The 23,423-nt window shown below is 33.3% G+C and carries 22 protein-coding genes; 17 read left to right on the forward strand and 5 right to left on the reverse strand.

Features of this window, described 5'->3' with window-relative positions:
• Positions 1 to 2: 2 nt before the first annotated feature.
• Positions 3 to 428, reverse strand: a complete 426-nt coding sequence (locus ACN0QX_RS03815; RefSeq protein WP_248399754.1) for a 3D domain-containing protein — start codon at positions 426 to 428, stop codon at positions 3 to 5.
• 95 nt (positions 429 to 523) lie between these two features.
• Here ACN0QX_RS03815 and ACN0QX_RS03820 point away from each other — a divergent pair, with 95 nt between their 5' ends.
• Positions 524 to 1,864 carry a dipeptidase gene (locus ACN0QX_RS03820; RefSeq protein ID WP_417195607.1) on the forward strand — a complete coding sequence of 447 codons (1,341 nt, stop codon included), beginning with the start codon at positions 524 to 526 and terminating at the stop codon, positions 1,862 to 1,864.
• 89 nt (positions 1,865 to 1,953) lie between these two features.
• Here the strand turns inward: ACN0QX_RS03820 and ACN0QX_RS03825 are convergent, their stop codons facing one another.
• The gene (locus tag ACN0QX_RS03825; protein WP_417195608.1) at positions 1,954 to 3,960 is read right to left on the reverse strand and encodes an alpha-ketoacid dehydrogenase subunit alpha/beta; all 2,007 of its coding nucleotides are present in this window, start codon (positions 3,958 to 3,960) and stop codon (positions 1,954 to 1,956) included.
• Positions 3,961 to 4,086: 126 nt separating this feature from the next.
• Here ACN0QX_RS03825 and ACN0QX_RS03830 point away from each other — a divergent pair, with 126 nt between their 5' ends.
• The 6 genes from ACN0QX_RS03830 (at position 4,087) to ACN0QX_RS03855 (ending at position 9,160) form a co-directional block, all read left to right on the forward strand.
• Positions 4,087 to 5,037 carry an isopenicillin N synthase family dioxygenase gene (locus ACN0QX_RS03830; protein ID WP_417195609.1) on the forward strand — a complete coding sequence of 317 codons (951 nt, stop codon included), beginning with the start codon at positions 4,087 to 4,089 and terminating at the stop codon, positions 5,035 to 5,037.
• 2 nt (positions 5,038 to 5,039) lie between these two features.
• Positions 5,040 to 5,369 carry a translation initiation factor gene (locus ACN0QX_RS03835; protein WP_248399777.1) on the forward strand — a complete coding sequence of 110 codons (330 nt, stop codon included), beginning with the start codon at positions 5,040 to 5,042 and terminating at the stop codon, positions 5,367 to 5,369.
• Positions 5,369 to 6,295 (forward strand): DUF1835 domain-containing protein, encoded by a 927-nt coding sequence (locus tag ACN0QX_RS03840; RefSeq protein ID WP_417195610.1) that lies wholly within the window; start codon positions 5,369 to 5,371, stop codon positions 6,293 to 6,295. The genes ACN0QX_RS03835 and ACN0QX_RS03840 overlap by 1 nt, the downstream gene beginning before the upstream one ends.
• 3 nt (positions 6,296 to 6,298) lie before the next feature.
• Positions 6,299 to 7,171 carry a nucleoside phosphorylase gene (locus ACN0QX_RS03845; RefSeq protein ID WP_248399781.1) on the forward strand — a complete coding sequence of 291 codons (873 nt, stop codon included), beginning with the start codon at positions 6,299 to 6,301 and terminating at the stop codon, positions 7,169 to 7,171.
• Positions 7,168 to 8,025 carry a substrate-binding domain-containing protein gene (locus ACN0QX_RS03850; protein ID WP_417195611.1) on the forward strand — a complete coding sequence of 286 codons (858 nt, stop codon included), beginning with the start codon at positions 7,168 to 7,170 and terminating at the stop codon, positions 8,023 to 8,025. The genes ACN0QX_RS03845 and ACN0QX_RS03850 overlap by 4 nt, the downstream gene beginning before the upstream one ends.
• A gap of 535 nt (positions 8,026 to 8,560) precedes the next feature.
• Positions 8,561 to 9,160 (forward strand): hypothetical protein, encoded by a 600-nt coding sequence (locus ACN0QX_RS03855; protein ID WP_417195612.1) that lies wholly within the window; start codon positions 8,561 to 8,563, stop codon positions 9,158 to 9,160.
• On the opposite strand, the gene ACN0QX_RS03860 is transcribed toward ACN0QX_RS03855, so the two are convergent.
• Positions 9,161 to 9,826: a uracil-DNA glycosylase gene (locus ACN0QX_RS03860; RefSeq protein ID WP_417195613.1), complete on the reverse strand. Its 666-nt coding sequence runs from the start codon at positions 9,824 to 9,826 to the stop codon at positions 9,161 to 9,163.
• Between the two features lie 65 nt (positions 9,827 to 9,891).
• On the opposite strand from ACN0QX_RS03860, the gene ACN0QX_RS03865 reads away from it, so the two are divergent.
• Positions 9,892 to 11,385, forward strand: coding sequence for a YfcC family protein (locus tag ACN0QX_RS03865; protein WP_376859569.1), 1,494 nt, complete (start codon positions 9,892 to 9,894; stop codon positions 11,383 to 11,385).
• Between the two features lie 12 nt (positions 11,386 to 11,397).
• On the opposite strand, the gene ACN0QX_RS03870 is transcribed toward ACN0QX_RS03865, so the two are convergent.
• A complete protein-coding gene (locus ACN0QX_RS03870; protein ID WP_417195614.1) occupies positions 11,398 to 12,363 on the reverse strand; it encodes an alpha/beta fold hydrolase in 966 nt (321 codons plus the stop codon).
• 136 nt (positions 12,364 to 12,499) lie between these two features.
• Between ACN0QX_RS03870 and ACN0QX_RS03875 the strand changes: the two genes are divergently transcribed.
• The 8 genes from ACN0QX_RS03875 (at position 12,500) to ACN0QX_RS03910 (ending at position 20,329) form a co-directional block, all read left to right on the forward strand.
• Complete coding sequence (locus tag ACN0QX_RS03875) at positions 12,500 to 14,671, forward strand: endonuclease MutS2 (RefSeq protein ID WP_417195615.1); 2,172 nt, start codon at positions 12,500 to 12,502, stop codon at positions 14,669 to 14,671.
• 66 nt (positions 14,672 to 14,737) lie between these two features.
• Complete coding sequence (locus tag ACN0QX_RS03880) at positions 14,738 to 15,157, forward strand: thiol-disulfide oxidoreductase DCC family protein (protein WP_417195616.1); 420 nt, start codon at positions 14,738 to 14,740, stop codon at positions 15,155 to 15,157.
• Positions 15,158 to 15,234: 77 nt separating this feature from the next.
• The gene (locus tag ACN0QX_RS03885) at positions 15,235 to 15,507 is read left to right on the forward strand and encodes a hypothetical protein (RefSeq protein ID WP_417195617.1); all 273 of its coding nucleotides are present in this window, start codon (positions 15,235 to 15,237) and stop codon (positions 15,505 to 15,507) included.
• A 46-nt stretch (positions 15,508 to 15,553) separates the two neighbouring features.
• Positions 15,554 to 15,937, forward strand: a complete 384-nt coding sequence (locus tag ACN0QX_RS03890) for a hypothetical protein (RefSeq protein ID WP_417195618.1) — start codon at positions 15,554 to 15,556, stop codon at positions 15,935 to 15,937.
• Positions 15,938 to 15,965: 28 nt separating this feature from the next.
• Positions 15,966 to 16,637: a hypothetical protein gene (locus ACN0QX_RS03895; protein ID WP_417195619.1), complete on the forward strand. Its 672-nt coding sequence runs from the start codon at positions 15,966 to 15,968 to the stop codon at positions 16,635 to 16,637.
• Positions 16,638 to 16,774: 137 nt separating this feature from the next.
• Positions 16,775 to 17,686 carry an EamA family transporter gene (locus ACN0QX_RS03900; RefSeq protein WP_417195620.1) on the forward strand — a complete coding sequence of 304 codons (912 nt, stop codon included), beginning with the start codon at positions 16,775 to 16,777 and terminating at the stop codon, positions 17,684 to 17,686.
• A 335-nt stretch (positions 17,687 to 18,021) separates the two neighbouring features.
• A complete protein-coding gene (locus tag ACN0QX_RS03905; RefSeq protein WP_417195621.1) occupies positions 18,022 to 18,798 on the forward strand; it encodes a TIGR02757 family protein in 777 nt (258 codons plus the stop codon).
• A gap of 46 nt (positions 18,799 to 18,844) precedes the next feature.
• Complete coding sequence (locus ACN0QX_RS03910; protein ID WP_417195622.1) at positions 18,845 to 20,329, forward strand: S10 family peptidase; 1,485 nt, start codon at positions 18,845 to 18,847, stop codon at positions 20,327 to 20,329.
• A gap of 87 nt (positions 20,330 to 20,416) precedes the next feature.
• Here ACN0QX_RS03910 and ACN0QX_RS03915 read toward each other — a convergent pair whose 3' ends face one another.
• Positions 20,417 to 22,309 carry a peptidase M61 gene (locus ACN0QX_RS03915; protein WP_417195623.1) on the reverse strand — a complete coding sequence of 631 codons (1,893 nt, stop codon included), beginning with the start codon at positions 22,307 to 22,309 and terminating at the stop codon, positions 20,417 to 20,419.
• Positions 22,310 to 22,411: 102 nt separating this feature from the next.
• Between ACN0QX_RS03915 and ACN0QX_RS03920 the strand changes: the two genes are divergently transcribed.
• Positions 22,412 to 23,419 carry a glycosyltransferase family 2 protein gene (locus tag ACN0QX_RS03920; RefSeq protein ID WP_248399810.1) on the forward strand — a complete coding sequence of 336 codons (1,008 nt, stop codon included), beginning with the start codon at positions 22,412 to 22,414 and terminating at the stop codon, positions 23,417 to 23,419.
• Positions 23,420 to 23,423: the final 4 nt, after the last annotated feature.

A 23,423-nucleotide genomic window follows, 5' to 3' on the forward strand; every position in this document is an offset into this window, starting at 1 on the left:
GATTATTTATCAGGGAGTTGTTTTAATTCTGATTCTTTCTTAATTCCATAAACAATATCAACTTTTTTTCGTCCCCAATTTTTAGCCGCTTCAATATTTAACCCCATATAAATATCTATTTGATTGCGTTTTCGTGCGTGCATTTTGTCCTTCACTAAATATATACCTTCCAAACCTTGAATGGAAACAGGTGTATTATGCTTTAATCCTAGTTTAAGTAAATCTCGGGAAACAGCAATATATTTAAGACCTGGTTTTAAACTATCACCAAACGCTGTAATATGCGGATTAGAATTAGTTTGATAAGAAACAGAATTATAGGCCGTTGCCGTAACTCGAAGACTCTTCCATGTGTATTCTGAAGGTTTATCCGTTTTACAATTAAAAACCAACAGGAGTAAAATTCCGATTATCGTTTTTGTATTCATAGAAATTGGTTGATTAAAGATACAATTTTTTGAAGATTATTGAACACGTCTAACTTTTTTGTAACTTGACCAATAGATACTAAAACAAACTACAAATGAAATCTATTCAACTATTGTGCCTATCCTTTTTACTTGTTATGAGTTGTAAAGATGAGCCAAAACAAGAACAAATTATTGCAGAGGTTAATGAAGACGTAATTGTAACGCCCGAAATGATGGAACGTGCTAAAGACATTCATAAACGGGTTATTACTTTAGATACACACGATGATTTTAATGTGAATAACTTTACTGACTCCATAAATTATACTCAAGATTTAAAGTCGCAAGTTACACTTCCTAAAATGAAAGCTGGCGGATTGGATGTTGCTTGGTTTATTGTTTATACGGGTCAAGACACTTTATCTGCAGAAGGGTATGCCAAGGCATACAAAACCGCTATGGGTAAATTTGATGCTATTCATAAACTAGTAACAGATATTGCCCCAGATCAAATTGAATTGGCACTAACATCGGATGATGTTAGACGTATTGATGCTTCTGGAAAGAAGATAGCTATGATTGGTATTGAGAACGGTTATCCTGTTGGAACAGACATCAAAAACGTGGAAAAATTTTATGATTTAGGTGGTCGTTATATGTCGCTTGCTCATAATGGTCATAGTCAATTAAGCGATAGTAATACGGGTGAAAAAGATGATGTATGGCTTCATAACGGTTTAAGTCCACTAGGAAAAGAAGTGATTGTTGAAATGAATCGTTTAGGAATGATGATTGATGTCTCTCATCCTTCAAAAGAAGCGATGCGTCAAATGATTGAATTGACTAAAGCACCAATAATAGCCTCGCATTCATCGGCAAGAGCACTATGTGATCATAGTCGAAATTTAGATGACGAACAATTACAATGGATGAAAGATAATAACGGCGTAGTTCATGCCGTAGCGCTTGATGCTTATGTTAACGCTGAAAAAGTAGCGGCTCGTGATGAGGCTTTAAAAAGCATTCAAAAAGAAGCAGCCGATTCGTTAGGTGTCAAATGGTACACATCACGCGACGAGGTTATGGCTTTAAGCAATGAAGACCAAGGTGAATTTTTTGAATATTATGGCGAAGTTGTACGTCTAGCAAATGAAAAGGCTAAAACTATTGAAGGCTTTCCTCCTGCTGTAAATGTTGCTGATTTTGTAGATCATATAGATTATATGGTTGATAAAATAGGCATAAACCATGTAGGAATCAGTAGCGATTTTGATGGTGGTGGCGGAATTGAAGGCTGGCGCGATGCATCAGAAACGTTCAATGTAACATTAGAGTTGGTAAAACGTGGCTATACCGAAGCAGAAATCAGCAAACTTTGGAGTGAGAATCTTTTACGCGTTTTAGACGATGTCCAAGCTGTTGCTAAAAATATGCAAGCACAGAGTAACCCGTAAAAAAAAAGGGAGTCATTAAATAATAAAAAACAGCATTGAATTATGAAATTTCAATGCTGTTTTTCTTTATATAAAGTTTATTTACACTTTTAGTAAGCCAACAGTTCTTTCAAGGCTGTTTCAAATTTTCCTTTTCCTAAATACTGTACTTCCAATTGATTTATAAATGGAATTGGTGTTTCCATGCTAGCCACACGCTTAACAGGCGCATCTAGGTATTCAAAACATGTTTCCATAATTAGGGATGAAATATCTGAAGCAATACCGCCAAACAAGGAATCTTCTTGTAATATAATGGCACGACCTGTTTTTCTAACCGATTCAAAAATAGCTTCGGTGTCCAAGGGTTGTAAGCTTCGTAAGTCAATTAAGTCGGCTTGAATGTCTGGATTGTTGTTTAAAGTTTCTAAAGCCCAATGAACAGCTGCGCCATAGGAAATGATGGTAACATCAGCACCTTCCCGTAAACGTGCTGCTTTTCCAAAAGGAATGGTGAAATAATCTGTAGGCACATCCTGACGAATACTTCTGTATAGAGCTTTGTGTTCAAAGAAAAGAACTGGGTTTGGATCGTTTATAGCAGTTGCTAATAATCCTTTGGCATCATACGGAAAAGCCGGATACACCACTTTTAATCCAGGTGTCTTGGTGAACCAAGCTTCATTGGTTTGCGAGTGAAAAGGTCCTGCCGCAACGCCAGCACCACATGGCATTCTCACAACTACATCGGCGTTTTGATTCCAGCGATAATGGGATTTAGCCAAATAATTTACAATCGGGTTAAAACCAGAAGTTGCAAAATCAGCAAACTGCATTTCCATAACGGCTTTCATTCCAGATATAGAAAGTCCCATGGCAGTTTCCACAATAGCAGATTCGCAAATAGGTGTATTTCGAACACGTTCTTTTCCAAACGCGTCCACAAACCCATCGGTTATTTTAAAAACGCCACCATATTCAGCGACATCCTGACCCATGATAATCAAATCATCATGACGCTCCATGGACTGTTTTAAACCTTCAGAAATAGCATCAATTAAGCGTATTTCTTCTGTGTTTGAATTTGGTTTAATTTCCTGATAATCAAAATCTTTATAAACGTCATGTAATTCCGTACTTTCATTTGGAATTATTGCCTCTTCATCAAAAGCCATTTGTAAATGTTCATTGATTTCAGACACAATAGCCTCTTTCATTTCCACATCATTTGCTTCGGTGAGAATATTTTCATCTTTCAAAAATGTCTGAAAATTTTCTAACGGATCTTTCTTCGCCCACATATCCATTAAATCTTGTGGCACATATTTGGTGCCACTCGCCTCTTCATGGCCACGCATTCTAAAGGTTTTAAATTCAATTAAAATTGGACGAGGATTTTGACGAACACTTTCCGCTAAATCGCGCATCTTGGTATAAACTTCTATAATATTATTTCCGTCCATTATGTGTGACTCCATGCCATAACCAATGCCACGATCCGCAATGTTTTCACAATTATATTGTTCGCTAGTTGGTGTAGATAAACCGTATCCATTATTTTCTACACAAAATAAAACCGGCAATTGCCAGACTGAAGCCACGTTTAATGCTTCGTGAAAATCACCTTCACTAGTACCTCCTTCACCTGTAAAAACAGCTGTAACTTCCTTCGTGTTTCTTAATTTACTTGCTAATGCAATCCCATCGGCAACACCTAATTGCGGCCCTAAATGCGAAATCATACCAACAATTTTAAATTCCTGTGTTCCAAAATGAAAAGACCGATCACGACCTTTGGTAAAACCATTGGCTTTTCCTTGCCATTGGCTAAATAAGCGATATAAAGGAATATCACGCGTGGTGAAAACACCTAAATTTCTGTGCATAGGCAATATGTATTCATCAGAATGCAAAGCCATAGTGACACCTACAGAAATAGCTTCTTGGCCTATTCCTGAAAACCATTTAGAAACCCTGCCTTGGCGTAATAGAATTAACATTTTTTCTTCTATTAAACGTGGTTTTAGCATACGCTTATAGAGTTCTAATAACTCACTACTATCAAGACCTGTTTTATTATAGGTTATATTACTCATAGATGAGGCTGTATTGATCATAAAATTCGTTTGTCAAATATACTATAAATTGATTATTACAAATAACAATCTAACAATAAATAGTATTCCAAACTTTATAATGTTTTCGTACATTTGTAATACATACGCATTAAAAACTATATCCTTATGAATACGATACCAAGTGTTAATTTAAAAGATTTTTTATCCGAAGACCCAAAACGCAAACAACAATTTGTAGATGCTATAGGAAAGGCCTACGAAGAAATTGGTTTTGTTGCTTTAAAAGGGCACTTTTTAGATGATAAACTAGTCGATAATTTATATGGAGAAGTAAAAAACTTCTTTGAACTCCCTTTAGAAACCAAGCAAAAATATGAAATTGAAGGCATTGGTGGCCAACGTGGTTATATTTCATTCGGAAAAGAAAGCGCTAAAGGTAAGAAAGAAGGCGATTTAAAAGAGTTCTGGCACTTTGGACAATTTGTAGAAAACAATCCGAAATTAGAAGCAGAATATCCTGAAAATGTAGAAGTTAAAGAACTACCGGAGTTTAATAAAGCTGGAAAAGAAACCTACCGCATGTTGGAAAAAACAGCTAAATATGTGTTGCGTGCTTTAGCATTGCATTTAAAATTAGAAGAAACCTATTTTGATGATTACATACATAATGGAAATAGTATTTTACGTCCAATCCACTATCCACCAATTGTAGATGAACCTAAAAACGCAGTTCGTGCTGCTGCCCACGGTGATATTAATTTAATTACACTATTAATGGGTGCTCAAGGTCGTGGTTTACAAGTTCAAAACCATAAAGGTGAATGGTTAGATGCCATTGCAGAACCTGATGAATTAATGATAAATGTGGGTGATATGTTATCAAGACATACCAATAATAAATTAAAATCCACCATCCATCGCGTTATCAATCCACCAAGAGAACTTTGGGGAACTTCACGCTACTCCATTCCGTTTTTCATGCATCCAATAAGCGATATGAAATTGGACGTTTTAGAAAGTTGTATTGACGAGGATAACCCAAAACAATTTGATGACATTACGGCGGGCGAATTTTTAAATGAGCGTCTTATTGAATTAGGGTTAATTAAAAAGTAAATATGGATTTACAAGATCAATTAAAGAATCTTTTTCCAGAACATATTGAAGAAGAATCTGAAGCTACAGCAGACACAAGCAAAGGTTTGTGGATTCAAGATGATCCCATTTTATGCAAATATGAAAAACGTAAAGGTAAGCCAATAACCATTCTTGATGGTTATACTGGTGCTACCGAAGATTTTAAGGCCTTGGCAAAAGAACTAAAAACAACCTTAAGTGTTGGAGGCAGTTTTAAAGATGATAAAATTATTATTCAAGGCGATTATCGCGATAAAATAATGACCATTTTAAAAGAGAAAGGGTTTCAAGTTAAACGTGTTGGAGGCTGATGAAAAGAGGTTCCCTTCATATAACTAATGGCACGCATTTAACAAACTATTTACAAGAATTGGATGTTAAGGGCGCTTTTTTAACGTGGCAAGAAATGTTGTGTGATGGTCCTACGCCTGTTCAAATTGATTCACAACGTTTTATAGATACCCGAAAAGGGTTTCTAAAAAATGTGTATGGCATTGAGATTAACGAAGAAGAAATAAAAAATGAATTAGCGGTTTTAGACCAAGCAGACATGTTTTCGGAAATAGTTCTTTGGTTTGAATATGATTTGTTTTGCCATATTAATTTATTGGGTGTTATAAAATTACTTCAAGAAAGGAAAGTAAATTTACCCCTCTATTTAGTCTGTAGCGGACGTATAGAAGGTGAAAAAAACTTAAAAGGATTATCAGAATTAACGGCAAACCAGCTTTTAGATCATTATGATAAAAAAGTGTTGCTACAAGATTCAGATATTGAAATAGCAAGATCCGTTTGGCATATATACTGTGGCAAAGATCATAATTTGCTAAAACCATATATTGTTAAAAAATCGTCATTTCTTTATTTGAATAGTTGCCTTAAAGCCCATTTAAAACGCTTCCCGAATTTAAAAAGTGGTTTGGGCGTATTAGAGAAAAACATTTTAACTATCGTTCGTGATAAAGTTGTTAAATCTAGAGGTCATTTAGTTGGTTATGCCTTAAATTTTCAAGGATATTATGGCTATAGTGATATTCAAATTCATGAATTAATTAAAACATTGTCCCTGTTTTTTGAGGAAACAGAAAACAGTATCACATTAAACCGAAAAGGTCATGAAGCCCTTATTGGTTTACGAAACTTTGCTACAGAAATTAACAACAATACGGTGTTTGGTGGTGTTAACCGATTAGATTTTTATTACAGCACCAAACATAACGAACTTATAAAAAAATAAAACATGCCAATAAAAGAATCTGAACTAATATTAAATCCAGATGGAAGTGTTTATCATCTAAATTTAAAACCAGAGAATATTTCAAACACCATAATTTTTGTTGGTGATCAGGATCGTGTAGAGAAAATTACTAAACATTTTGATTCTATTGAATTCACCACTCAAAAACGTGAATTTAAAACGCAAACTGGTATTTATAGAGGAAAACGATTAACCGTTTTATCTACCGGAATAGGTCCAGATAATATTGATATTGTTATGAATGAACTGGATGCCTTGGTAAATATTGATTTACAAACACGTCAGCCAAAAAAGGACTTAACATCGTTAAACATTGTTAGGGTTGGAACATCAGGCTCTTTACAACATGACATACCAGTTGATAGTTTCGTTATTGGCTCCCATGGGCTAGATTTAACTGGTTTACTTCATTTTTATCAAATAGATGAGTTTACGAATCCTGAAATTGAAACGGCGTTTATTAATCATACAAATTGGCATAGTAATAAATCCAGACCTCTTTTTATTGCCAATAGTGCCAAATTACAAAACCATTTTTCTTCAGAAAAAACGTTCACAGGTATTACAGCAACAGCTGTTGGTTTCTATGGACCACAAGGTCGCGTGTTGCGATTGCCTGTTCAGGATGCCGATTTAAATTCTAAAATGGATTCATTTGATTTTGAAAACAATCGAATTTCAAATTTAGAAATGGAAACATCTGCCATATACGGATTGTCAAAATTATTAGGCCATCAGGCGTTATCACTAAATGCCATAATTGCAAATCGTGCCAATGGAACTTTTAGCAAAGACCCAAAAAAGGTTGTTGAGAATTTGATTATTTACACCTTGGATAAAATGATAACATTATGAAAACGGTAAAAATAGGTGGTGTTCCAGAACATTTTAATCTGGCTTGGTATTTAACTTTGAAAAATGGCGATTATAAACAAGAGAACATCAATTTACGTTGGCATGATTATCCTGGTGGGACTGGAGCAATGAGTAAAGCCTTACGCAAAGGGGATATTGATATTGCTGTTATTCTAACGGAAGGAATTATTAAAGATATTATAGAGGGAAATCCTTCTAAAATTGTTCAAACCTTTGTAGAAACCCCTTTAATATGGGGAATTCATGTCGGAGCAAATTCACCATACCAGTCACTTAATGATATAAAAGGAACTAAAGCTGCTATTAGTCGGTATGGTTCTGGATCGCATTTAATGGCTTATATCAATGCTCAAAATAATAATTGGGATACGACTAAAGACTTACACTTTGAAGTCGTAAAAAATTTAGAAGGTGCTGTTGAAGCACTTTCAAATAATTCGGCAGATTATTTTATGTGGGAAAAATTTATGACTAAACCCATAGTAGACAAAGGCGTTTTTAGACGATTAGGTAACTGCCCTACGCCTTGGCCTTGTTTTGTAATTGCCGTTAGTGATCATTTTATTGAAAATCATTCCGCGGAATTACAAACCATTTTAAATATTATAAATAAGTGTACAAAAAACTTCAAAACACTTCCGAATATCGATCAAGTCATTGCATCACGCTATGATCAGAAATTAGAAGATGTTAAGGAGTGGCTATCATTAACGGAATGGTCGCAAAGTGCCATAGATGAAGCTACTATCAACAAAATCCAAAAGCAGTTATTAGCCTTGGATATTATTTCGAAAACGGTTCCTTTTGATAGGTTAGTTCATAAATTACACTAAAAACTAAACGTTTATTACAATTCGGTTTTTTAAGCACAATAATTTGCAATTATAACAATTGTAACTTTTTACGGATTTAAGAATCTCATGTAAATTTTGTTAATTTAACTTTACATTTGTGTTTAATTTTTTCCAATTTTTAACATATTCGCAATAAAACAAGACTAAAGCGCCTAGTAATCACGTCTTTAAAAAGTAACCTTACATCGATAAATGTTAAAATTATTATAATTCTTAAGTTAAATGCATTATATTTGACCCCTTGAGATCAATTAAATTCATCGCTTATGCTATTAACGATTACTTTTTTACTCTCTTTTTTGGTTGCAGTTAATTTTTTATTATTAATTTTTAGCTGTAACAAAACCACGAAACGTGTTAACCAAAAAATTGAAAACCGACCAACATTTGTTGTTACTAAAAACCGAGTTGTTTCTACTGAATCAACCCAACTAGCACCTACAGGGAGTTAATTATTATTTTTCTTTTTTACGCAACCTTTTCCTGACATTTGCATCTACTCATAAATGACATTATGAAAATTGCATCCATTATAATTCTCACGGGAATTTCTTTATGTGCCTCTATTTGTTGTCCTGGTGAGGACGATTATCTGTATTCCAATACAAATGTTAGAAATGATACAGTTATTCAAATAGAAAACAACACCATTGATTTTCAGGTTAATGATACCATTTATATTTCAACAATGCTTAATAATGAGCAAGTTTCAGTAAATAATAATACGGTTTTACTAACCGATTATATTCTTCTAAATTCACAAGAGAATTTCTATTTTTACAATTTAAATTTATATAAAGAAACGGCCTATGGCACGTATGCTTTAATTGAATTAAACGAAAACGCATTAAATGTTCTTGAAGGTATAACAACAGTAGATTATCAAAGTTTATTTGTTCGTTGCAATCTGGACAACACTATTTTTAGGAATAAATTTGGGATTAAGCTTTTGGAACCTGGTAAGTATTACCTGTCTGGTTCGCATAATTATTATAATGAGGGTGAAGAATTAGTCCATATTTCAACTAATTCCTATAATAATGATCATATTTCTATAAGCTCAAAAATTATGGCTTCGGACACAGCGGGTCGCTATTATTTTACCGTTAATTAATTACCAACTTATTGGTGAATAGCCTTTGCCTTCTAAAATAGCATTCGTTTTACTAAAATGTTTATTTCCAAACCAAAAACCTCTATTTGCGCTTAATGGAGAAGGATGACCGCTAGTTAGAATAGTATGCTTATTGGTATCAATTAATTTTGATTTCTTTTTTGCAAACCCGCCCCAAAGTAAAAACACAACATCTTTCTGATTATCACTAATAGTTTTAATTACCCTATCTGTAAAGGTTTCCCAACCCATCTTTTGATGACTACCAGCTTCATGAGCTCTAACGGATAATGTAGCATTTAATAACAAGACACCTTGTTTTGCCCAATGTAATAAATTGCCGCTTTCTGGATACGGTTTATTAATATCGGATTCCAATTCTTTGAACATATTTCTTAACGATGGAGGATGTGCCGTGTTTTCATTGACACTAAAACATAAACCATTTGCTTGCCCTTCGCCGTGATAAGGGTCTTGACCAATTATAACAACTTTAGTTTCTTCAAATGGACAAGTACTAAACGCCTGAAAAATTTCAGATACTGGCGGATAGCAGGTGTTTTTTTGATATTCGGATGTTACAAAAGCCATTAATGCCTTAAAATAATCTTTTTCAAATTCCGCCTGTAAAAGCGGTTTCCAACTATCATGAATTTTCACTTCCATTTTTAGAACATTTTTTATGTCACCACTAAATTAATATTATCTTTAGCACCATAAAACAATATGTCTTGAAAAATTTAAAATTTCCAACAGCACAAACAATTTTACTTATTATTGCTGGACTCGTTGCCTTGCTAACATGGATTATTCCTGCGGGAAAATATGATACGCTAACCTATAATAAAGCAGGTAATAGTTTTACTAAAACACATTTAGAAACAACAGAAACACTACCAGCAACACAAGAAACATTAAAAACTTTAAATATAAATATCCCTTTAGAAAAGTTTACAGAAGGTGATATTTGGAAACCAATTTCTATTCCAAACACATATCAAGTTGTAGAGGCCAAACCCCAAAGTATGGTGGAATTTTTTCAATCACCAATCAAAGGAATCATTGAAGCTTCTGATATTATTTTTCTTGTATTAATAATAGGTGGATTAATTGGGATTATGAACTATACTGGTGCTTTCGATGCTGGAATATCCTGGCTAGCCATAGCGCTTAAAGGCCATGAGTATATATTAATTATATTGGTTACTACACTTATTGCTTTAGGAGGAACCACTTTTGGTTTAGCCGAGGAAACCATAGCCTTCTACCCTATTTTAATTCCCATGTTTTTAGCTGCAAAATATGATGCCATGGTGCCATTAGCCACTATTTATTTGGGTTCATCCATTGGAACTATGTTTTCTACTGTTAACCCATTTAGTACAATTATAGCTTCGGATGCTGCCGGAATTAATTGGACAACTGGATTAACAGGTCGTGTTATCACATTAATAATAGGTGTTATAATTTGTATTGTATATATTTTAAAATATGCTAATAAAGTGAAAAAGGATCCTACTAAATCCATAATTTATAGTCAAAAAGAAGAAATTGAAGCACATTTTGGAACTAAAAGCGAAAACATTGTAAAATTAACCACTAGATTACGCTTAACCCTCATTGTATTTACACTTTGTTTTGTTGTAATGATTTACGGTGTTTCTCAATTAGAATGGTGGTTCGTGGAAATGACAACGGTATTTTTTGTTGGAGCTATTTTAATTGGATTTATTGGAAAAATTAAAGAAACAATTTTTGTGGAAACCTTTGTTAAAGGCGCGTCAGATTTATTAGGTGTGGCTTTAATTATTGGGATTGCTCGTGGCGTTTCCGTGTTAATGAATGATGGATTAATTAGCGATACCATGCTCTATCATGCAAGTACGGCAACCGAAGGTATGAATAAAGGCGTTTTTGCAAACGCCATGTTATTTATTTATAGTGGACTATCCTTTTTTATTCCTAGTTCTTCTGGAATGGCTGTTTTAACCATGCCAATCATGTCGCCTTTGGCTGATACCGTTGGGTTTGGTCGGGAAATTATTGTTAACTGCTACCAATATGGCATGGGATTATTTGCTTTTATTAATCCAACGGGGTTAATTCTAGCATCTCTAGCCATTGTTAAGGTGGGTTATAACAAGTGGCTAAAATTTGTTTTACCGCTACTACTTATACTAACTATTTTTACAATGATTATTATAACCCTTCAAGTGTATTTATAATCTTGAAATACTTTATTTCCTGTTGTCAGCTTTTAAAAAATCGAGAATTTTTGTGTTTACAACATCCGCCTGGTCAACGGTTAAAAAGTGTCCTGCATTACCAATTATTTCACCTTCACCTTTAGGGATTAAGGTTTTAGCCATTTGAACGGTTTTGGAGTTGTTAATAACATCATCATCACCAATTAAAACTAATACAGGCATTTTCAACGACTGAAAATCTCGCTTGGAAAACGGGCGCATATCCAAGACAAATTTATTTATAGAATCATTGCGTTCCGATTTATAATATTGCTTTAAATACGTTTTATTAATATTAGCCACATTACTAGACATAGACTTTAAGCCCTGTTCTATTTGTTTCTCTTCCGAAGAAAAAAGGGTTATTAAATTTTTCAATAAATCAGCACTTGGTCTAATCCAGATAAAAGTTTGTGCAGGACTTAATAACACCATTTTCTTGATCCGATCTTGGTTAAACAAGGCTATTTTCATAGAAATCCACCCACCTCTTGAAGCACCAACAAGCGTAAACTCGTTCAACTTTAGCTTATCAAAAATTTCATTATACCAAGTTACAATCTGTTCAACATCATCAAAAGTTCCGGTTTTAAGAGATTTTCCGGGTTCCAAAATAAAATCGATTGCAAAAAGTCTATAATCTTTTGAAAGTGCTTTAGCATTTGGATACCAACTCGTTGAAGTTGCGTTCATACCATGCAATAAAACCAAGGGTTCGCCATTACTAGGACCGCTTACAACCACATGGGCCGTTCCAAAACTAGTCGGAATATACAATTCTTCAACTGGAATATCCCACAGTTTTAAAGAGGCATCATACGCATCAAAGTATGGCTTTAAATTAGCATTTGGTTCTGCTATATAATCCGGTTTTTCCGTATATTTTAAATAGTCTTTTTTACAAGATGTTAAGTTAGCAACTATAATAAGTAGAATTAGGGCTTTTAATATTTTCATAAATTTATTTCTAAAAAGCCAAAGCTACATAAATATAAAATGAACTTATACTTTTTAACTTTAGATTAGTTTTAAAACATAATCCGTATTTTTGTTATCCTAAAAAAAAAATTATGCCTTTCCATAAGGACCATTTATGATACATATTCACGAAAAAACACTCCAAGATCTTGAATTTTCTACAGTTTTACAACAAGTAAGTGAGTTGTGTATTACTCCTTTAGGTCATGAAGCTACATTACAAATTGCACCTTTAAACAATAAAGAGTCTGCTATAAAAGCTTTGGTATTAACCAATGAATATTTAGCATCTTTAATAAATGATAACCGGATTCCCAATCATGGTTTTGAAACCATTGCCAAGGAATTAAAGCTTTTAAAAATTGAAAACACCTATTTAGAAGCGCATAGCTTAAAAAAAATAGTATCTATTTCTATTTCGGCTAATGATATTATTCTTTTTCTAAAGAAATTTCAAGAGTATTACACCAATTTATATGAATTTGCCTCAGAAATTGAAGTGACCAAAGTGTTAATTGAAGAAATTGATACAATTATCGATCGCTTTGGTGATGTAAAGGACAATGCATCGTCTTTATTATTTGAGTTACGACAAGATATTAATAAAATTAAAGGGAAAATTAATCAGAGTTTTTCTTCGGCACTTCACACATATCATCAATTAGAATATCTGGATGATATACGAGAATCTGTAGTAGATAATAAGCGTGTATTAGCAGTTAAAGCTATGTACAGGCGTAAAGTGCGCGGTTCCATAATGGGAGGCAGTAAAACAGGAAGCATTGTTTATATAGAGCCCGAAACCACATTGCAATACACACGTGAGCTAAATAATTTGGAATATGAAGAAAATGAAGAGGTTGTTCGTATTTTAAAATCCCTAACCGATTTTATCAGACCGTTTTTACCTCTATTAAAGCAGTATCAAGAGTTTTTAACGCAAGTTGATGTTATTTCTGCCAAAGCCAAATATGCCAAATCCATGGATGCTATTTTGCCAGAAATTAGTGATAACCGCGAGCTATATTTACGAGACGCTTTTCATCCATTACTATATTTAAGTAATAAAAAGAAAAACGAAAAAACATATTCCCAGTCTGTTAAATTAACTCAAGAAAATCGGATTATTGTTATTTCTGGTCCAAATGCAGGTGGAAAAAGTATCACGTTGAAAACTGTTGGTTTATTACAAATTATGCTCCAGTCTGGATTTTTAATTCCGGTTCATGAACGTAGTAATGTATTTTTATTTGATAGGATTATTACAGATATTGGTGATAATCAGTCTATTGAAAACCATTTAAGCACCTACAGTTATCGCTTAAAGCAGATGAATTACTTCTTGAAGAAATGTAATAAAAACACCCTATTTCTTATTGATGAGTTTGGAACAGGATCAGACCCAGAATTGGGAGGTGCGTTAGCCGAAACATTTTTAGAAGAATTTTATCATCGTGAGGCATTTGGAATTATTACTACCCACTACTCCAATCTTAAAATTCTAGCCAACGAATTACCGTATATGCAAAATGCTAATATGATGTTCGACGAGAAAACTTTGGAACCCATCTATAAACTAGCATTGGGACAGGCTGGAAGTTCGTTTACTTTTGAAGTGGCTCAGAAAAACGGAATTCCTTACAGTTTAATAAATCGTGCCAAAAAGAAAATTGAACGCGGGAAAGTTCGTTTTGATAGAACGATAGCCAAACTGCAAAAGGAACGCTCAAAATTAGAGAAAACCGAACAATCCTTAAAAGAAAACGAACGCAAGAAGCAAACTGAAGCTGAAAAGCTAGAGGAAATAAATATAAAAATCCAGAAAAAATTAGAGAGTTATCAAGAATTGTATGATAGCAATCAGCGACTCATATATTTGGGTCAGAAAATTGATGATTTATCCGAGAAGTACTTCAATAATAAGCAAAAACGCGAATTGATGAATGAACTATTTAAACTGGTTCAAATTGAAAATTCTAAACGTAAAAAAACAACGGTAAAAAAACAAAAGGCTGAAAAGGCCAAAGTTGAAAAAGTTAAACAAGAAGCCGAGAAAACAGTTGCTGTTATTAGGAAAAAGAAAAAAGTAGCCAAGGAAAAAGAAAAAAACAAACCCGCTGCTCCAAAGCCTATTTTAAAAATTGGGGATCGCGTTCGCATGCAAGATGGTCGTGCCGTTGGAAGCATTGATAGTATTGAAAAAAATAAAGCTATTGTAAATTATGGTATGTTTACTACCAACGTTAGCATGGACCAATTGGAACTGGTAGAGGCCATTAAGAAATAAGGGGTTGGAATTAGTATAAGTGATTTTTTTGGTCACTCATAATTAATTCTTGCGTATTTTTGTAATATGATAGACGGATTACCAGATAATAAGCAATTAATTCTCTTTGATGGTGTTTGCAATTTATGCAATAATGCCATTAATTATGTTATAAAACATGATACACAAAATGTATTTATGTTTGCGCCGTTACAAGGTGAAACTGGTAAACAAATAATTGAAAAATTTAAAATTGACACAAGCAAAATAGATTCTATTTTGCTTTATTCTTCAGAAGATAAACTGTCCTACAAATCTACTGCTGCACTCAAAATAGCTTGGAAACTTGGATTTCCACGTAATTTATTAGCCTTTTTTTTTATAATTCCAACTTTTTTAAGGAACTGGGTTTATGAATTTATAGCTAAAAACAGATATAAATGGTTTGGTAAAAAAGATGCCTGTATGCTGCCTACAAAAGAATTACAAGCAAAGTTTCTAAATTAACTGATTTATTATTTTTTTATTATACTTTTGATTATTATATAAACCTAACCAAACATATCGTAATCTTGGCCGCATTCATGGCTTTTATTCAGGCTTTTTCACAGGAACTAAAGGATACTAATAGCTTTAAAACTCATAAAAATGAAGTATCTCTTGAGCTATTACAATTACTTAATGGTGTATATCAGATATCTTATGAATGTAGTTTTTTCGATAATTTTTCGGCATCACTGGCAGCAGGTTATAAAGGAAAATCAGGGTTAATAGGCTTTTCTGGAATTGATAAACCAAAATTGAAAACTGGTGATATTTTTTATACAGGGTTTCAAATTATACCAGAAGTCAGATAATATTTACCTAAAACTTCAAAAACAGCTTTAACCGGCTTCTACATTGGTGCCTATTATAAATACTCTAATTATAAATCAAGAATTAGACGGCTCTTATACAGGCACAGATGGGTTTATTTACGATTTGGAATTCGATATGAAACTTGATATTAGTTCCGTAGGATTAATGATTGGTTATAAGCTACCAATTACCAAACATTTAAATATCGATTTTATAATTGCAGGTCCAGGTGCTGGGAATTATAATTTTAAATTTATAAATAAAAAGGATTTACCAGAAGAGTTTTATGAAGATTTAAATCAAGCTTTAGAAGATTATAGTATTTTAGATTTTATAAATGGAGATTTTAGATTCTCCCAAGTCAATAATAGGTCGCAGTTTAATGCCTTTTCATTCAGATATGGTATTTCATTGGGCTATACATTTTAATATCCGATAATTAATTAAATCAAAAACAATGAAAAACACGCTTAAATTAACAGCCATCTTATTAATGGTAATTACCTCTAGTTGTTCTGGAATAAAAGTTTTAGATGCTTGGAAATCAGATTCATCTGCAAACATTAAGGATAACAACATTCTTGTTATTTCAAGAACAGAAAATAAACAAGCACGTATAGCTTTTGAGCAAGAAATAGCAAAACAACTACGAGCAAAAGGTATGAAAGCTACTGAAAGCTTTAAGGAAATGCCAAACTTTAATCATGATACAGAACTAACGGAAGCACAACAAAAAAACTTCAAGGCATTTTTAGAAAACGAGGGTTATGATGCGGTTATCGTTACTGTTGTAAAAGATTACCAAGAGCGCACAGAAACAACGCAAGATGGCGGGTATTACGCTGGTGCTAGTTATTATCCATCCTACTTCCCTGGCTATTATGGTGGTTTCTATGGTTATTACGGAAACAGAATGTCCTACTCAACTTATGGAAGTTATGTGCCTATGAGCTCTACAACCCAGGTTGTAAAAACATACATCGTGGAAACTGTGGCTTATGATTTAACTCAAGAAGATGGTAAGCAACTTGCTGCTGTGGTAACGACTAAAATAGACGACCCACAAAATGTAACTAAAAACGCGGTGGAATACACGGAGAAAATTACAAAAGCATTAACCTCTAAATAAAAAAGTAGTTTATTAGTATTTTTTAAAGCCTTGAAACTTTCAAGGCTTTTTTCTGTTATAAAGCGAAAATTATAACACTAATTAACAACTATTCTAGACTAATTAAAACTACTTTTGCCGATTAATTATTTCTGCCAATGAACACAACAAAGTATTATATTGCTGCCACTCTTGCCTTTACCATTTGGGGGTTCTTTAGTCTAGTTTTAAAACCGTTATCTAACTTTTCTGCATTTGATATTTTGAGCTATCGCTCGATTGTTTCTGTTGCAATAATGTTAATAGTTACCTTATTTTTTAGACCAAAGGTTTTAAAGAAGAATGTAGGTTTATTTAAATCATTGCAAAAAAAGGAACGAATTAGGATTCTTGTAATTAATATGCTTAGTGGTTTCTTTTTAGCCTTTAATTGGTATATTTTTATTTATGTTATGAACAATGTTAGCGTGAAAGCCACATCTTTAGCCTATTTAATTTGTCCAATTCTAACCATGGTTTTGGCCTTTATTATTTTAAAGGAAAAACTCTTCAAACTTCAATGGTTTTCAGTAGTATTGAGCTTTGCAGCCTGTATTCTACTATCGTTGGGCAACTTTACGGATTTACTTTACAGTATGATTATTGCATTAACCTATGCTATTTATTTAGTCTTGCAACGAAGAAATCAGGAGTTAGATCGGTTTTTAATTCTTACAGTTCAAATTGTTTTTGCAGTCATTATTTTAAGTCCATTTTTCCTAACCTACGAGTATCAAACGCCTAAAACAAGCTTTTTTTATAGCATGATTGCTTTAATAGCAATAGGATTTACCATTATACCCATGTTTTTAAACATCTACGCGCTGCGAGGTTTAAATTCCTCCGTGGTTGGTATATTTATTTATTTGAATCCTTTGATTAATTTTTTCCTAGCAGTCTTTTATTTTAAAGAAACAATTACTGTCATGCAAGGTGTTAGTTATGGACTAATTATTATTTCCATTATTATTTTTAATATACCAGCTTTAAAACATCGTATAAATAGAAGGCGTGCAGCACATATTCAATAAAAAAAGGTCCTGAAGTATATCAAGACCTTTTTTTAAACTAACCTAAAATTAAACTTAAAATAAAAAAACTAAACTAAACTATCGTTAAAGTGTTTAGCACCACTGTTTTAATTATTCAAATGTACTTATCTTAAAGCAAAGAAACTTTATATAATCGTTAAACTGAATTTATATTTGTTAAGACAAACTTTTTTGTAAAAAATATCTATGAAATACCAATTACCGTTTCATTTTATTTGTTTTATGGAGATACTCGAAGTCTTTTAATTTTATCAAACAAACTAATAATGGTAATTTTGACTTTCATTATTTATTAAAAATTTTAAACTTCAAGCGTGGCAAAAAAGCTCAATAAAACAGAACTGAAAACCTTTTTAGATGAAAAAGTTGCACAATATAATACACGTGATTTTCTTGAAACGGATCCTATTAAAATCCCGCATACCTTCTCTAAAAAAGAAGATATAGAAATTGCAGCCTTTTTAACCGCAACCATTGCTTGGGGAAATAGAAAAAGTATTATTAATAATGCGCAACGCATGATGCAGCTATTAGATCAAGAACCCTATCAATTTATCATAAATCATAAGGAATCGGATTTAAAAGCACTGGAACCGTTTGTTCATAGAACCTTTAACGGTTTAGATTTTATTACTTTTATAAGTGGTTTACAGCATATTTATACCAATCACAACGGGTTGGAAGCTGTTTTTGAGAAACATGCCGAGGCTTCAAGTCTACAATCTGCTATTCATCATTTTAAAAAGGTGTTTTTTGAAATTGAACATTTGCCTAGAACCCAAAAACATATTTCAGATCCTTTAAAGAATTCAGCAGCCAAACGCATTAATATGTTTTTACGTTGGATGGTAAGACCTGAAAATACAGGTGTGGACTTCGGAATTTGGAAATCCCTTTATACCAAACAACTATCTTGTCCGTTGGATGTTCACTCTGGGAATGTAGCTAGAAAACTAGGTTTATTAACCAGAAAACAAAATGATGGTAAAGCATTATTAGAATTAGATACCAGTCTCCGAAAGTTAGATGCTAATGACCCTGTAAAATATGATTTTGCCCTTTTTGGGCTTGGCGTTTTTGAAAGCTTCTAACTAAATTCAGTATCTTTAAATTTTATATTAATTCACAATACTTTTTATGAAAAAACTATTTCTTATTTTCAGTGTTTTATCGTTTATCCAAATTCATTCTCAAAATAGAAAAATCCCGGTAGACACCATGGTTGTTACTAACCACAGTACAACTATTAATGGTATTGGTATGAATTATTCAGCAACAACAGGAACACAACCTGTTTGGAATTTGGATGGAGAACCTATGGCCACATTATTTTACACCTACTATCAACGCAGTAATGTGAAAGACAAGGCAAACCGACCTTTGGTAATTTCATTTAATGGTGGGCCAGGCTCGGCTTCTGTTTGGATGCATGTTGCTTATACAGGACCACAAATATTAAAAATTGATGATGAAGGTTATCCTGTTCAGCCTTATGGCGTAAAAACGAACCCATACTCTATTCTAGATGTCGCTGATATTGTTTTTGTAAATCCCGTAAATACGGGCTATTCACGAATGGTAGAAGATAAAGATGGTAAACTACCAGACCGGAAAAACTTTTTCGGAATTAATGCCGACATTAGTTATTTGGCTGAATGGATAAATACGTTTGTAACACGACATAATCGTTGGGAATCGCCCAAATATTTAATAGGTGAAAGTTATGGTGGTCCAAGAGTTATGGGTTTAGCTGAAGAGTTACAAAACAACCAATGGATGTATTTAAATGGTGTTATTTTGGTGTCTCCTGCCGATTATAAAATTTACTCTACCGATCAACCTATTTATTCCGCTTTAAATTTACCATACTTTACAGCTGCGGCTTGGCATCAAAAAGCATTGGCTCCTGCCCTTCAACAAAAGGATTTATCTGAAATATTACCAGAAGTTGAAGCCTATGCTATAGATAAACTTATGCCAGCCATTGCAAAAGGTGGATTTATTTCTGAAGCAGAACGGAATGCCGTAGCTGAAAAAATGAGCTTATATTCCGGTTTAAGTCAATCATCAATTTTAGATCATAATTTAAATATCCCGACTAGTTTTTTCTGGAAAGAATTATTACGTGATCGTGGTTATACTATTGGAAGATTAGATTCTCGCTATTTAGGCATTGATAAAATGGCTGCTGGAAATTCACCAGACTACAACGCGGAATTATCATCTTGGTTACATTCCTTTACGCCTGCAATTAATTTTTATTTGCGAGAACATTTAGATTTTAGGACAGACATAAAATATAATATGTTTGGTGATGTGCATCCTTGGGACAGACAACATGATAACACTAGAGATCGGTTACGCCAAGCAATGGCTCAAAATCCGTATTTAAAGGTCTTGGTGCAATCTGGTTATTATGATGGTGCTACCACCTATTTTGCTGCTAAATATACGGTTGGACAATTAGATCCTTCTGGCACTATGAAAGATCGTTTTACATTTAAGGCTTACAGAAGTGGACACATGATGTATTTACGTAAAGAAGATTTAAAATCGTCCAACGATGATATTCGTGACTTTATTAAAAACTCATTATCAAATGGTAAATCGGCTAAATATTAGGTTCTAGATTTTACCAAGTTTCTTAAAACAAAAAAACACCTGATGATTCGCTTCATCAGGTGTTTTTTTTATTTTTAAATAATTAAATTAGCCTTTCAACCACGCATTACGCAATTCTTTTTGCGCTGCTGTAGCATCTGCTTTATTGTGTAAACTACTTCCTTTAGTATAGGCTGGCGTTAAAGCTGTTTTAATAACAACTTCCTTTCCATCACGACTTAAAACCACATTTACGTCTTGTCCTTCTTCCCAAGAAAATACTTCTTGGAATACCTTATTTGCATTTTGTAACGAAACTGGAGTTCCATCAATAGATTTAATCACATCGTTAGGCATAGCACCTTGATCTTTCCAGAAACTATTTCCTAAAACATTGTCTGTAAAAAAGATAGTTCCTTCACCTTGATTTGCAGTAACAATTAAAGCGCCATTTCCTTGAATATAATTTGTTTTAACTTGACCCTCGCCAATTTCAATACCTACTTTTTCAAAAAACACATTATAATCAATTGGCACATCACCAATTACGTGGTCGTCAAAAAAGGTGCGCAATGACGGATATGTCATTGCTACAATTTCATCAATAATTTTATCATCATCAAATGGCTTATTTTTACCATATTTCATAGATAACTCTTTCATAAGTGATAAAATTCCACGATTACCATCGCTTCCTTCGCGAATTAGAATATCCAAACACATCCCAATTAACGCACCTTTTTGATATACGTTATAATACTGACTTGCATAAGGCTCATCTAATACGTTTTCACTCATAACCGTAAAACTCATAGCATCATTCATACCTTTTGCAGCACCAATTTTATCCATGATTTTCTTGTAAAACTCATCTTCCAGAACTAAACCTTGATTTAATTGAAAAAGGGTAGCAAAATATTCTGTTACACCTTCATACATCCATAAATGTTTTGAAAACGTAGGGTTATTATAATCGAAATAATGAACATCGTCAGAATGTACACTTAAAGGAGTTACAATATGAAAAAACTCGTGAGATACTATGTCAATCATACTTTTATCCAATGCACTTTGTGGCATAGATTCTGGCATAACCACAACCGTAGATGTGTGATGTTCTAAAGCACCAAAACCTTTAGGCGAACCTTCTTGCCCATCTGATAAATACACATAAATATCATAACGAGGTGTGCTATCCACATCACCTAAATAAGTTTTCTGCCCTTCCATCATAGTCTGCATGGCATCTTTCATGGATTTCGCGCTATGCTTTTTATTTGGGGAATATACACTCAATACAATTTTAATTCCACCTACTTCAAATTCTTCAACATCTAACTTTCCATACATCATTGGGTTATCAGTAATATCAAAATAACGAGGCGCAAAATAAGATGATGTCATAACTTTACCATCAGCACTTGTAGTGGAATCTGACATTTGTAAAGCTGAAGTTCTAACAAAATCGGCTGGAGCAATGACGTCCAATTTATATTGACTGTTTTTAAGCGAATCAAAATACCCAATAAATCCATGTAAATTCAACACATAGTTATTAGGCTCAATATTTGTTCCTGCAGGAGAAAATGGCACATCACCACCAATACCGCCAACCACTTCTTGGTCAAATGTATCATTAACATAATAAGTAATATAATCTAATTGTGATGCATTAGCAATAGTCCAAGAATTGGTGTCTATCTTATTTGCTGGCATAGGATTTCCGTGATAATCAAAGGCTAGGAAGGTATCAATATATTTTCCAAAATCACTAACAGAATAGGTGCCTTGAACAACTTTTGGAAGTCTATAGGTAACGGTTTCAACAGTAAAACGTCCTGGGTTAATAGTTACAGGCACTTTATCATCAGATACTTTGGTGATATCTATTACGGTTTCAATGGGATTGCTAGTGGCTAAATCGTCACTACTTGTTTTGGTTGAAGATCCACAAGCTACAAGCAATGCAGAAAAACCAATAATGGCTAGAGTTTTTTTCATTATTAAAAAATTAAGTTTTTTTACTTGACGCTCAAATGTACAATGTGTTACACATTTTTGCTATAACTTTTTGTTAAAATGAAGTTTAACTATATTCGCAATATGTCCAAATCCTTAATTAGCATTGTTACACCTTTTAAAAACACGGAGAAGTTTCTTCCTGACTGTTTGCTGTCCATTTTAAATCAAACTTATACCAATTGGGAATTAGTGATTGTTGATGATGGATCAACCGATAGTAGTTATAATATTGTTGCGCAATTTGCTAATCGCGATCAACGGATAAAAGTTTATAAAAATCCAGGTTCTGGTATTATTCAAGCCTTGCAATTTGCTTTTTCTAAAACTTCAGGTGATTTTATGACGCGTATGGATAGTGATGATATCATGACTCCTAATAAACTTGAAGTTTTGCACGCCAATTTAATAGAGTATGGCCAAGGACATGTAGCTGTTGGACAGGTAAAATATTTTCGAGAAGATGGTATAAGTGATGGTTTTGCCAAGTACGAAAACTGGCTAAACCATTTAACAGAATTTGGTTTCAATTTTAAAGAAATTTATAAGGAATGCGTCATCCCATCGCCTTGTTGGATGGTGTATCGCGCCGATTTTATAGCTTGTGATGCATTTAATCCCAACACATATCCCGAAGATTATGATTTAGCATTTCGCTTTTACAAATATAACCTAAAATGTATTCCATGTTCTGAAACCATTCACTTGTGGCGAGATTACAACAGCAGAACATCGAGAACGCATGAAAACTATGCGCAAAATAATTTTCTAGAATTGAAAGTAAATTACTTTATAGAATTAGATTACCAAACGTCTAGACCCTTGGTAATTTGGGGTGCCGGAAAAAAAGGTAAAACGGTTGCACGATTGTTACAAGAGCAAAACATTCCATATTATTGGATTTGTGATAATCCTAAAAAAATAGGAAAAGAGATTTATGATGTGAAATTACACCACACTAACCATCTTAAAACATTGATAAATCCACACTGTTTAATTACGGTTGCCAATAAAGTAGAGCAAAAAAATATTAAAAAACAATTGGCGGAATTAAGGTTAATACCGGCTTCAGATTATTTCTTTTATTGCTAATCCT

The sequence above is a fragment of the Bizionia sp. genome (assembly GCF_048259285.1).
GTDB classification, from domain to species: Bacteria; Bacteroidota; Bacteroidia; order Flavobacteriales; family Flavobacteriaceae; genus Algorimicrobium; species Algorimicrobium hallyeonense.

Excerpts from the sequence above, each read along its gene's own strand:
- ACN0QX_RS03815 (WP_248399754.1), bottom strand. The coding sequence starts at position 428 with ATGAATACAAAAACGATAATCGGAATTTTACTCCTGTTGGTTTTTAAT.
- ACN0QX_RS03820 (WP_417195607.1), top strand. The coding sequence starts at position 524 with ATGAAATCTATTCAACTATTGTGCCTATCCTTTTTACTTGTTATGAGT.
- ACN0QX_RS03825 (WP_417195608.1), bottom strand. The coding sequence starts at position 3,960 with ATGATCAATACAGCCTCATCTATGAGTAATATAACCTATAATAAAACA.
- ACN0QX_RS03830 (WP_417195609.1), top strand. The coding sequence starts at position 4,087 with ATGAATACGATACCAAGTGTTAATTTAAAAGATTTTTTATCCGAAGAC.
- ACN0QX_RS03835 (WP_248399777.1), top strand. The coding sequence starts at position 5,040 with ATGGATTTACAAGATCAATTAAAGAATCTTTTTCCAGAACATATTGAA.
- ACN0QX_RS03840 (WP_417195610.1), top strand. The coding sequence starts at position 5,369 with ATGAAAAGAGGTTCCCTTCATATAACTAATGGCACGCATTTAACAAAC.
- ACN0QX_RS03845 (WP_248399781.1), top strand. The coding sequence starts at position 6,299 with ATGCCAATAAAAGAATCTGAACTAATATTAAATCCAGATGGAAGTGTT.
- ACN0QX_RS03850 (WP_417195611.1), top strand. The coding sequence starts at position 7,168 with ATGAAAACGGTAAAAATAGGTGGTGTTCCAGAACATTTTAATCTGGCT.
- ACN0QX_RS03855 (WP_417195612.1), top strand. The coding sequence starts at position 8,561 with ATGAAAATTGCATCCATTATAATTCTCACGGGAATTTCTTTATGTGCC.
- ACN0QX_RS03860 (WP_417195613.1), bottom strand. The coding sequence starts at position 9,826 with ATGGAAGTGAAAATTCATGATAGTTGGAAACCGCTTTTACAGGCGGAA.
- ACN0QX_RS03870 (WP_417195614.1), bottom strand. The coding sequence starts at position 12,363 with ATGAAAATATTAAAAGCCCTAATTCTACTTATTATAGTTGCTAACTTA.
- ACN0QX_RS03875 (WP_417195615.1), top strand. The coding sequence starts at position 12,500 with ATGATACATATTCACGAAAAAACACTCCAAGATCTTGAATTTTCTACA.
- ACN0QX_RS03880 (WP_417195616.1), top strand. The coding sequence starts at position 14,738 with ATGATAGACGGATTACCAGATAATAAGCAATTAATTCTCTTTGATGGT.
- ACN0QX_RS03885 (WP_417195617.1), top strand. The coding sequence starts at position 15,235 with ATGGCTTTTATTCAGGCTTTTTCACAGGAACTAAAGGATACTAATAGC.
- ACN0QX_RS03895 (WP_417195619.1), top strand. The coding sequence starts at position 15,966 with ATGAAAAACACGCTTAAATTAACAGCCATCTTATTAATGGTAATTACC.
- ACN0QX_RS03900 (WP_417195620.1), top strand. The coding sequence starts at position 16,775 with ATGAACACAACAAAGTATTATATTGCTGCCACTCTTGCCTTTACCATT.
- ACN0QX_RS03910 (WP_417195622.1), top strand. The coding sequence starts at position 18,845 with ATGAAAAAACTATTTCTTATTTTCAGTGTTTTATCGTTTATCCAAATT.
- ACN0QX_RS03915 (WP_417195623.1), bottom strand. The coding sequence starts at position 22,309 with ATGAAAAAAACTCTAGCCATTATTGGTTTTTCTGCATTGCTTGTAGCT.
- ACN0QX_RS03920 (WP_248399810.1), top strand. The coding sequence starts at position 22,412 with ATGTCCAAATCCTTAATTAGCATTGTTACACCTTTTAAAAACACGGAG.